The 10,038-nt window shown below is 60.3% G+C and carries 9 protein-coding genes; 4 read left to right on the forward strand and 5 right to left on the reverse strand.

Translation table 11 applies throughout. The annotated features are described in order from the left end of the window. The coding region (locus tag WA989_RS07295; RefSeq protein ID WP_424339844.1) for an autotransporter outer membrane beta-barrel domain-containing protein at positions 1-2,333 on the forward strand (2,333 nt) is incomplete at its 5' end. A gap of 95 nt (positions 2,334-2,428) precedes the next feature. Here the strand turns inward: WA989_RS07295 and WA989_RS07300 are convergent. The 5 genes from WA989_RS07300 to WA989_RS07320 all read right to left on the reverse strand — a co-directional run bounded on the left by WA989_RS07300 (position 2,429) and on the right by WA989_RS07320 (position 7,102). Continuing rightward, positions 2,429-3,127: a TetR/AcrR family transcriptional regulator gene (locus WA989_RS07300; RefSeq protein WP_424339845.1), complete on the reverse strand. Its 699-nt coding sequence runs from the start codon at positions 3,125-3,127 to the stop codon at positions 2,429-2,431. A 409-nt stretch (positions 3,128-3,536) separates the two neighbouring features. Beyond that, positions 3,537-4,712 carry an alpha/beta hydrolase gene (locus WA989_RS07305; RefSeq protein WP_424339846.1) on the reverse strand — a complete coding sequence of 392 codons (1,176 nt, stop codon included), beginning with the start codon at positions 4,710-4,712 and terminating at the stop codon, positions 3,537-3,539. 18 nt (positions 4,713-4,730) lie between these two features. Beyond that, positions 4,731-5,513, reverse strand: coding sequence for a maleate cis-trans isomerase family protein (locus WA989_RS07310; RefSeq protein WP_424339847.1), 783 nt, complete (start codon positions 5,511-5,513; stop codon positions 4,731-4,733). A 39-nt stretch (positions 5,514-5,552) separates the two neighbouring features. Then, the gene (locus WA989_RS07315) at positions 5,553-6,710 is read right to left on the reverse strand and encodes a thiolase family protein (RefSeq protein WP_424339848.1); all 1,158 of its coding nucleotides are present in this window, start codon (positions 6,708-6,710) and stop codon (positions 5,553-5,555) included. Further along, positions 6,710-7,102, reverse strand: coding sequence for a Zn-ribbon domain-containing OB-fold protein (locus WA989_RS07320; RefSeq protein WP_424339849.1), 393 nt, complete (start codon positions 7,100-7,102; stop codon positions 6,710-6,712). Before WA989_RS07320 ends, WA989_RS07315 begins: the two co-directional genes overlap by 1 nt. Before the next feature lie 82 nt (positions 7,103-7,184). Between WA989_RS07320 and WA989_RS07325 the strand changes: the two genes are divergently transcribed. The 3 genes from WA989_RS07325 to WA989_RS07335 form a co-directional block, all read left to right on the forward strand. Beyond that, on the forward strand, positions 7,185-7,994 hold the full coding sequence (locus WA989_RS07325) for an enoyl-CoA hydratase/isomerase family protein (protein ID WP_424339850.1): 810 nt from the start codon (positions 7,185-7,187) through the stop codon (positions 7,992-7,994). Between the two features lie 17 nt (positions 7,995-8,011). Then, on the forward strand, positions 8,012-8,803 hold the full coding sequence (locus tag WA989_RS07330; protein WP_424339851.1) for an SDR family NAD(P)-dependent oxidoreductase: 792 nt from the start codon (positions 8,012-8,014) through the stop codon (positions 8,801-8,803). 39 nt (positions 8,804-8,842) lie between these two features. After that, positions 8,843-10,038, forward strand: a 1,196-nt coding sequence (locus WA989_RS07335) for a CaiB/BaiF CoA transferase family protein (protein WP_424339852.1), incomplete at its 3' end; no start/stop codon positions are given.

A 10,038-nucleotide genomic window follows, 5' to 3' on the forward strand; every position in this document is an offset into this window, starting at 1 on the left:
ATATTACGGTATCGACGACGGGCGCTCGGGCCAGCGGGATCGTCCTCGGCAGCAGCGGCGATCTTGCCATGGTGGACAGTTCGACCACACTGACCTTCGACAATCTCGATATCACGACCGCAGGCGACAATGCCCGCGGCTTGCAGGTGCAGGGTCTGTCGGCAGCGCTCAACGGCAATATGACCAATTCCGACTGGGCCATGCTGCTGCAGAACAGCGCGATCTCCACGTCAGGCAATGACGCTAACGGCGCAGAGATCTTCGGCCTTGGTGGGACATTGACGGGGTCCACGATCACGCTGGTATCGACCGGTGTCGATGTGACCACGACAGGAGACCGCTCCAACGGGTTCGTTGTCGGGTCCCTGCCGGAGATTGCTACTGGCGATGAAACGCGCACCTCCCTGGCGCTGGCCTTCGGCACAATTGCCACAAGCGGGGAGAATGCCGATGCCATCCGCATTGGTACCGGCTGGGGCAGCCCGGGGGCTGATCCGAACCGGCCATCGGACGAGAACTCCCGCCTCGCCACTCTGGAAATCTCCGAGGATGTTTCGGCGACCGGCACAGGCAGCGATGGCCTGGTGACCAGCAGCCTGATCAACACGCTTACGGTGTCCGATACGGGCTCGCTGAGCGCTGACCGCTTTGCCATCCTGTCCCAGGGGGTCGGCGGCATCGAGACGTTGACCAATGCGGGCACGATCACCGGCGACATCCAGCTCGGCGATGAGGACAGCACGCTGACCAATTCGGGCACGCTCACTGGCAATGTCGACCTCGGCGGCGGCTCAAACGTGCTGACCATCGATGCCGGCAGTCTGTTCAACACGCGCGATCAGGTCCTGCTCGGCGCGGGCAATGTCCTGACGATCAGCGGCGACGTCTCGCCTGGCGATGGCGGGCCGGTGCAAGTCACCTCTGTTGAAGGCGATATTGTCTTCGAAACAGGCTCACGCTTCCTGGTCGATATCGACGGAAGTGCAGATGACGCGAGCCTGGCGGGGATCGGGGCTTCGGATCGTCTGGAAATCGACGGCACGGCAACGCTCAATGGCGGCACGGTCGCTGTATCGTCACTGACACCGCGCACCGGCTTCAGTTCCTTCGCCGAGTATCAGATCCTTTCTGCGACGGACGGCGTGACAGGCACATTCGCTGATCTCGACAGCAATCTCCCATTCCTGACGCTCAGCCTGCAGCACAATGCCGACAACGTCCTGTTGATCGCTGAACGGGGCTTTTTCGCACCGGACTTCGTGACGGCAGCTGTGACACCAAACCAACTGGCGGTCGCGTCCGCCTTTGATGCAATCGAGACCGGCGCGACAGGCGATATGGCGGCTGTCCTCGACCAGCTCATTTTCACCAATTCCGGGCAGGCCTTGACGGCTTTCGACACCACATCCGGTGAAATCTATGCGTCGATGCTGGCGCAGGCGGGTGCGAACGGGACTGTCCTGTCGCGTCAGGCTCTGTCTCGTAGCCGCCGCAGCTTCGCTCCAGGCTGGGGTATCTGGGCCGCCGCCACCGGATCTGACGGGTCCATCGACCCTGACGGCAATGGCGGCGAGATCGAGCACGGCAATTACGGCTTTGACGTAGGCGCCGATTTTGCTGCGCCGGACAATCGCTGGGTCGCGGGTGTGGCTCTGGGGTACCGCTCGGGCGACGTTACGCTCGATCCGCGTCAGAGTGATGTCGACTATGAGGACAAGCACATCTCCGCCTATGGCCGGTACGGGACCGGTGGCAGGGGCTTGACCGCGAGTGCGGCTGCAACCCTTGCCGATATCGATGCCGATGTGGCGCGCCGGATCGTCGTGGGCAATTTCGTCCGCCGCGCCTTCGCAGATGCTTCGATCGAAAGCCAAAGCCTTGCGGCCGAAGACAGGTATGGCCTTGCCGCCGGAGAGAAACTCTCCATCGGTCCGGTCGTGTCGGTGGCTCATACCAGCACTGACCTTGGCGGCTTCCGCGAACGCGGCGCCGATAGCCTCAACCTTGTTTCATCAGGCTCGTCCGACGAGCAGACGTCGGTTGGCGCTGGCGTGTTCGCGAACTGGCAGTCCGAGCGCAGCTCACTGGACCTGTCCGTCCAGTACGTGAACGGCGCGTCTAACAGCACGTCATCGGTGGCCGCCTTTGAAGGCGCGCCTGATGCACGCTTCAATATTCGTGCTCCAGGACAGGATACCAGCGGTGTGCAGGCCTCTGCCACCGGTTCAGTGAGCCTCGGTGAGAACTGGACCGCCAGCTTGCTGGTGGACGGCCTGGCCGGCGAGACCATGTCGAGCCTCAACGGATCTATCGTTCTGGGCCGGAGGTTCTAGAGAATAGGGGGGAGCGGAATTCGGTGGCGCGCGAAACAAGCATGCCGCCGATCCGCTTCCCATACCGCACGCCAACATTGAACGAGGTTTGCCGATTAGTCGGCCTCTGTGAGGAAAAGGGACAGCACCATGTCTACATGTTGCTCGATAAACTTTTCGTTGAAGGGGTCTTGCTTCGACATGAATTTGTACTCTTCGGCGAGCGTGAAGACCGATGTTGAGGCTCCAATAAACAAATAGCGCAGGTGCATCACGTCCCCGTCGCGCAACATGCCGGCGTCCTGCGCTTTCTTGAGCAATAGAAGGTCGAGCGAAATGCCCGGTGCGAGGTGGTTTTCAATCAACCAGGACAAGCGCTCATTTGCGCTTTCATTTGCCTGAACCATGAAGCGGTGCAGTTGGGGCACTCTTGCGCTGAACAGGATGAATTCCCTCAGCATCAGCCTCAGAAGGATCGGTTGGTCGACGCCGTCCAGTCCCTGATAGCGTTCGCGCTGCTTGAGTACATAGGTTCCGAAGACCTCCTTGGCGGTCGCCTTCCAGAGTAGTTCCTTGCTGCCAAAATGATGGCCGATGAGCCGGTGGTTTACGTCGGCGCGCTCTGCGATTTCGCGCGTACTCGCCCCTTCAAAGCCCTTGTCCGCAAACTCTCGCAACGCCGACGTCAATATCGCCTGCTTTGTATCGATCGCCCGCTGCTGTTCTCGTCTCTTGCGCCGTTTTGGGCGCTTCTTGTCGCCCGTCGAGGTTGAGGCCTTACCTACAGCGTCGTCCGGTTTCGATTTCAGGGTCATGTCTTTCTCGTCCCTCAGATTTCCTGGCGCTGCCTGTTTGCCAAACGCTGGAGGCTAATTTCCTCACGCGACAAGGCTCGTTCAGCTATCACGGATGAGCCTGTAGCGCCTGGCAGCTGCCGATCCTGGTGCCGACTAATCACCAACAATTCAACATAATGAAGAGATCAAGGTAAATTAAGCCCTTATAATTCTACACTGCGTGATACAGAGGCACTGTGGCATTTACAGTCTTGAACAAGTAATCGGCGCCCCTTGCGCGAATGAGCCGTGAAAACGCGCAGTCGACCCAGGCTAGAGTGGCCCGGGGCAGAGAGCGCCGCCATTATCGCGCCCCAAAAAAAGCGCCGCAGACCCGAAGGACTGCGGCGCAGGCATGGCGCGAGGAAAAACGCCCTTTGGTCGATCATCAGTCAGGCAGGCCCTCGAGCATGCCCGTCTTGAGCAGCCAGGAGGTGGAGAGATCCAAAGCGGTCTTCAGCTGTTCGCGCTGGCCGATGTAGTAGTGATTGGCGCCCTGGATGGTGTGCAGCTCCTTGGGGCCTCCAAGGCTCTGATAGATCGTCTCTGTATGGGAGGGTGGGCAGCAATCATCAGCCGAGTTGGCAATCACGATTGCCGGGACTTTCACGCCAGGGCCTTGTCGCTCAGTCATCGCGCGGGACTCGTCGATGCTCCACTGTGACAGCCAGCTGCGCAACGTGGCGAACCGGCCGAGCCCGATCGGGCCGTTATTCACGACGGCAGGGTCACCGAGATAACATTTGCCCGGAACCCGGTCATTCGCATCAATGCGCGGATCGAGCCATCTTGGATCGGCCATCGTGCCATGGGTGACAAAACATCTCTCCTGGTCGTCGCCGCCCTTGCGCTGAAGCTGGTCGAGCGTATCTTTCACCCAGGCGGTGATCTTCCGGTTGCGTGCGATCTGAGCGGCCCGGTAAGCGGCGACAAAGTCATCGGAGTACGGAGGTTTTGGGCCGTTCTTGTCGTCGTAAAGATCAAGCTCCGGGTTTCGTTCACCGGGGTTGAGCTCGTTCAGGATCGAGGCGTCCATCGATTCGGTCATGATCCGCGCGCGGGCAGAATGGGCGGCCATCTGCATGATCGCATCTGCAGGTGGCAAGCTCGAAAGGTCCACCGGCTCACCGGACGGCGTTTGCGTGACATTGGGCGCTTCGGCCTGCGACTGATAGAAGACCGACAGTGATGCACCGCCGCTCCACCCGGCGAGGACAACCCGTTTGTAGCCAAGCCTTTCTCGCGCGTATTTGATGTATTGGCCAAGGTCGACCAGCACCTTTTCCATGATGAGCGCGCTGTCATTGTGTGGGTAACGGCTGCCACAGGTCAGGACTGGCACGCCGAGGCGGGCCAGATCACGCGGCAAGGGCAGCGTGTCGAGCGTCGCCGTTGGATGCATGAAGACGAGCACGGTGTCCTTGGTCGCATCGGGGCGGCGCATGTGCATGCCCTGAAGGATGACGTTGGAGACGCCGCCGCCATATGTGTCGCGGGACTGGCTCTCTTCGGTAAACGCGATGAGGACGGGCGAGGTGGTAAATCGTGGGGCTTCCTTGGCCATGGTGTTCTTGTCCTTCTACTAGCCTTGAATGTCTTCGCTGGAAGCGGCAGCCGCAGCTTTCGCGGCTTCGCTCAGGATGAAGCCTGCATCAGGTGCAACCGGGTCGAGGCCGAGCGCGCGTAGCATCGACCGCGTCGTGCACGCAGCGGCGGAGGTGACGGGCAGTCCGAGCTTGTCTTCGACGACCGGGATGGCTTCGCGCGACGGCATTTGCACGCAAGCCGACACTACGACGAGGTCTGCGCCTCTGGTGTTCAGACGGTCGACATCGTTGACCAGGGCCATCGGATCGCGCCGGCCAACTTCGAGATTGTCCGGTATCGCCAGCGCGATGGAATCGATGACGTCGATGCCCTGATCCTTGATATAGTCGACAACCAGATCCGTGAGCGCCGGCATGTAGGGTGTCACGATGGAAATCGAGCGGATGCCGGCGAGCTTCAGTTCGTCGACGAGCGCGCCGGCGGACGTGACGACTGGGGCCGCATGTCCTTCTTCTTTCATTCGGGCGTGAAGAGCATCCTGGCTGGTGCGGTGATATCCGAGCCCCATGCTCATGATTGCAACGAGGCAGGCATAGCCAACGACGTCCACTTCGGCATCCGCCAGTTCAGCAGCGCAGCGAAGGCTGTCACGGTCCATCGCGGCCAGTTCTTCTTTTATGACTTTTTTCATCCGCATACGGCTTGAATGGAATGTGAATTGCTCGCCCGGGAGGGTGCGTTCGCGCCCGCGCAGGATGGCCGGAATTTCCGTTTCCATCGTAGTGTTCGAGCTCGGTACGATTTGACCTATTCTCATGACTGTTTCCGATTTTCTGTTGAGAGGCATGGGGCCGCTTCAGGCTGGACCCGACTTGCTCAGGATGTGAACGAGGCAGACCGACCCGATACCGACCATGTGGGCGAGACCGAGCCGCGCGTCCGGGTGCTGACGTTCACCGGCTTCGCCGCGCAGCTGGCGGGTGATTTCGCAGACCTGTCCGACGCCGGTCGGGCCGATGGGGTGCCCCATTGCCAGGAGCCCGCCCGAGGGATTGACGGCGACACGGCCGCCGATGTCGAAGTCGCCGCCTTCCAGCTGTTCGGCTGCCTTCCCCGGCGGGCAGATGCCAAGCGCCTCGACATAAAGAAGTTCCTCGATCGAAAAGCCGTCATGGAATTCGACAATGTCGAGATCGTTCGGTGCAATGCCCGCTTCCTCGCAGCTCATGGCGAGGGTTTCGCGGGTAAGTTCGGTGTCTGGATCGGCGCCCGGTCCGTAGACCATTTCGGACCGTGAGGTGGACGACAGGACGTGGATACAGCGCGCCGGATCAATGCCGAGGCGCTTGATGGCTTCTTCCGAAGCGATAATGACGGCCGCGGCGCCTTCGCCAATCGGGCAGCACTGAAGCTTGGTCAGCGTGCCCGAGATCGGTGAGCCCGCCATAACGTCTTCCATGGTGAAGCCTTGCTGGCGATGAGCGTATGGGTTCTTCGACGCGTTCCGGTAATTCTTTACGGCGACGGCAGCGACCTGTTCGGCGGTGGTGCCGTAAGTGGTCATATATTCGTGGGCGAGTAGCGAAAAGTGCGTGAACGGAGAGACATACTCGTTGACGAGGTCCGGGACGCCAGCCTTTTCATGCGCCAACCTGACACGACCGGGCTTGTCCAGACCTACCGCCAGCGAGACATCACACGCACCGCTCGCGACTTCCAGCACAGACTGTCGAACAGCCGTCGACCCCGATGCAGACGCGTTCTCGACCTGGGCAATCGGCAGTCCGGACGCGCCGAGATGACGCAGCATGGCGCGGCTCGGCGCCATGCCGAGGAAAGTTGTGCCAGTATATACAGACTCGACCTCAGAGAAGGGCAGGTCAGCATCGGCGAGGGCTTCGCGAATGGCGGTCAGCCCGAGTTCCACATAGGTCTTGTCGCTGATCGACTGGTAACGATGCAGCCCGATTCCGATCACATAGACCGGGCGGAATTCATTCAGCGGTTTGCGCATCAATCTGCCCCTGAACGCTGAAATCGCAATTGCGGGGATGCGTCACCGGCTGCCGTTTCACTGCTGACCAGCACCGCTTCAACGGCGTCGTTCACATTTAGCTCGGCATCTGTTGGCGTCTTCATCAAAGCGCGAATGACGGGACCGTCCTCGAGCGCAATTGAAGCGACCGTATAAGGCACGGCGATGTCGCGCTGATTGGCGTGATGAGTCGTGACGAATGCGAGCAGGCGGCCTTTGCCGTCCAGGAGCTGCTCTTCGATCTGCTCACCAGACGCGCCGCAAATTTCACATCCATACGGGTTGGGTGGAAACGCCACCCTGCCGCAGGCGCAGCAGTGCTGACCTTTCAGGCGCGGCGCCTCTTCCTGTTGATCAATCAGCTTCTCCACACGCTTCTCCCCTCGAAAATCAATTATGTGTTGACGTGAATAATATGATGCCCTTAAATTACACAGTCAAGGAATTAAAGGGATGGAAAAGGTGAAAGACACCAAACCAATTCAGGTGCGATATGAGGGTGAAGTCGCCACCATCTTGCTGGACCGGCCAGAGCGGGCAAACACGATCACGCTCCAGCTCACAGTTGACTTCAATGATGCGCTCGATGCGCTTGATAGCGACCCGAATATTGCCTGCATTCTGATTACGGGCGCTGGCGACAAACACTTTTGCGGTGGCGCCGATCTTCGCGAGATTCAGGACATGATGACCCCGGAAGGCGTCATGGGCGATCCGCGGCGCGACTTCATCCGCCATATAGAAGAAGTGTCAAAACCGGTGATCGGCGTCATTAATGGCGCGGCCATGGGAGGCGGATGCGAGATCGCGCTCGCTTGTGATTTCCGGATCATGTCCGAGGACGCCCAGATTGGTCTTCCAGAGATTCGTTTTGGCGCCCTGCCAGGGGCGGGGGGCACGCAAAGGCTGCCGCGTATCGTTGGCCTCGCCAAGGCCAAGGAGCTGATCCTTCTTGGTAATCCGCTGTCTGCCGCGGACGCGTTGAGCGCCGGGCTCGTAACGGCTGTTGCGCCTCGTGACGCGTTGCAGTCGGCCGCGGTCAATCTGGCAAGCCAGCTGGTCGGCAAGGCACCCTATGCGCTGGCGGCCGGCAAGCGGCTTCTCAATGGTGCACTGGATGTGCCGCTTGATGAGGGCCTTGCCCTGGAGCGCAGGACTATTCGCGATATGGCGACGGAGCAGGAGCGGGAGGAGTTCCGCGCGCGCTCGGCTGCCAAGAGTAAAGTTTATGCCGGGATCTTCTCGTCCCAGAAGGCACAATAGAGTTAAGCGAGGGTAGTGTGGACCAACAGATATTGAGCTTGCAGGGGCGTGTGTGCCTCGTGACCGGGGCGGGGCAGGGCATCGGCCGACAGGTCGCGCTACACTTTGCCAGCAGCGGTGCCGATGCGGTCGTCGTGAATGATTTTCATCAGGACCGCGCGGATGATGTCGCTGAAGAAATCAAGGCGATGGGCGGCCAAGCGATGGCGATCGCAGCGGACGTCACTGACCGCGCTTCGGTTGACGAGATGGTCAGCAAGGCCAGCAGGGAGCTCGGCACGATCGGCGTTCTCGTCAACAATGCCGGCAATATGGGGGCCAAGCCCGATGAAGTGGAAATGGCACCCTTCTGGACGGCGTCGACAGAGACCTGGGACGCGTTTCTGGCGGTGAACCTGTACGGGGTATTGAACTGCACAAGCGCGGTCATTCCCGGAATGATCGAGGACAAATCGGGGCGACTGGTCACGATCGTGTCGGATGCCGGGCGCGTCGGTGAGTCCGGCCTTGAGATCTACTCGGCAGCGAAAGCTGGCGCGGCAGGCTTCATGCGAGGCGTGGCGCGGTCGATGGGGCGCTACGGCATCACTGCAAACAGCGTTGCGATTGCCACCACAAGGACGCCCGGCGTTGCTGACGTAACGGAAGATGCGGAACGCGCTAAACGAATGTTGAGCCAGTACACAATCCGCCGGTTCGGAGAGCCTGAAGACGTCGCCAACATGGCGTTGTTTCTGGCGTCGGACGCGGCGAGCTGGATCACAGGACAGACTTACCCGGTGAATGGCGGATTCTCATTCAACTTGTAACGCAACAGCTCCGCAAGAGAGCAGATTCGGAGGAACAGGATGGAAAAGGCAGACTTCTACAGGAACGCACGCACCGATTGCACGGGGCCCTGTCAGGGACTGGTGGTTATCGAAATCACGACATCCTGGGCGGGCCCAATGGCGGGGTGTCTTCTGGCTGACTTCGGCGCGGAGGTGATCAAGGTCGAGCACCCGGCCGGCGAAGTCATGCGCCGTCAGCCGCTCGGCATACCGGGCTCGGATCTGATGATCATGCATGAGACGGTGAACCGGAATAAGCGGAACGTCTCGATGGACTTGCGCAAGACGGAAGGCCGAGCCAGCTTTCTGAAGCTGTGCGAACGCGCTGATGTCGTGATTGAAAATTTCCGCCCGGGAACGCTCGCATCCTGGGGCGTCGGCTATGACGACGTTGCGGCCGTGAAGCCCGATATCGTCTACGTGTCGATCAGCGGCTTCGGTCAGTTCGGGACGCTTTCTGACCGTGCCTGCTATGATCCGGTTGCGCAGAATTATTGTGGCTGGACATCAATCGCAGGCGAGCCCGACCAGCCGCCGATGAAGGCGCCGACATTCCTCGGTGACGATCTTGCGGGTATGCACGCTGCGCTCGGCACGCTCGCTGCTTTGCGGCACCGTGACCGCACGGGCGAAGGCCAACATGTCGATGTCGCGCTGATCGATAGTCTGCTCTATGCGAGTAACGGGCATCTCACGGCCGGCGCCTACGGAATAGATATTCCGAAGACCGGCAACCAGTTCCCAAAGGCGATGCCAGCGAACGTCTTTCCGTGCAAGGACGGATCGGCCTATATCGCCACGCTGCTGGATTCCCACTGGGATGCGATGGCCAAGCTTATGGGCCGGGCGGATTTGACCGGCCTGAGACTGCCTGAGCGGCTGGAGCGGCGGGAAGAACTCAACGCGCTTCTGGCGGACTGGTGCCGTGCGCGTCCAGTCGAAGAGGTTGTCGATGCCTTTGCCGCGAAGGGGCTCGCAGCGACACGCGTCAATACGTATACGGACGTTGCGTCGGAAGAGCACACCGCTTCGCGCGACATGTTGCAGACGGTGCGGCTGGTCGATGGCGTTGAAGCGCCCCTGACTGGGCCATCCGTGAAGTTTTCGAGAACACCAACAAGCATCAGAAATCCTGCGCCGTCAGTTGGTCCGGACAATGAGGACTTATTGGGGGCGCTCGGTTCCTCCAATGAACAAGTCCAAAAAGCCGAGAA

This window comes from Henriciella sp. (assembly GCF_049649345.1).
Classification (GTDB): domain Bacteria; phylum Pseudomonadota; class Alphaproteobacteria; order Caulobacterales; family Hyphomonadaceae; genus Henriciella.

Bases quoted from the DNA above. Each gene is read 5' to 3' on its own strand.
- WA989_RS07300 (WP_424339845.1), bottom strand. From the start codon at position 3,127: ATGACCCTGAAATCGAAACCGGACGACGCTGTAGGTAAGGCCTCAACC.
- WA989_RS07305 (WP_424339846.1), bottom strand. From the start codon at position 4,712: ATGGCCAAGGAAGCCCCACGATTTACCACCTCGCCCGTCCTCATCGCG.
- WA989_RS07310 (WP_424339847.1), bottom strand. From the start codon at position 5,513: ATGAGAATAGGTCAAATCGTACCGAGCTCGAACACTACGATGGAAACG.
- WA989_RS07315 (WP_424339848.1), bottom strand. From the start codon at position 6,710: ATGCGCAAACCGCTGAATGAATTCCGCCCGGTCTATGTGATCGGAATC.
- WA989_RS07325 (WP_424339850.1), top strand. From the start codon at position 7,185: ATGGAAAAGGTGAAAGACACCAAACCAATTCAGGTGCGATATGAGGGT.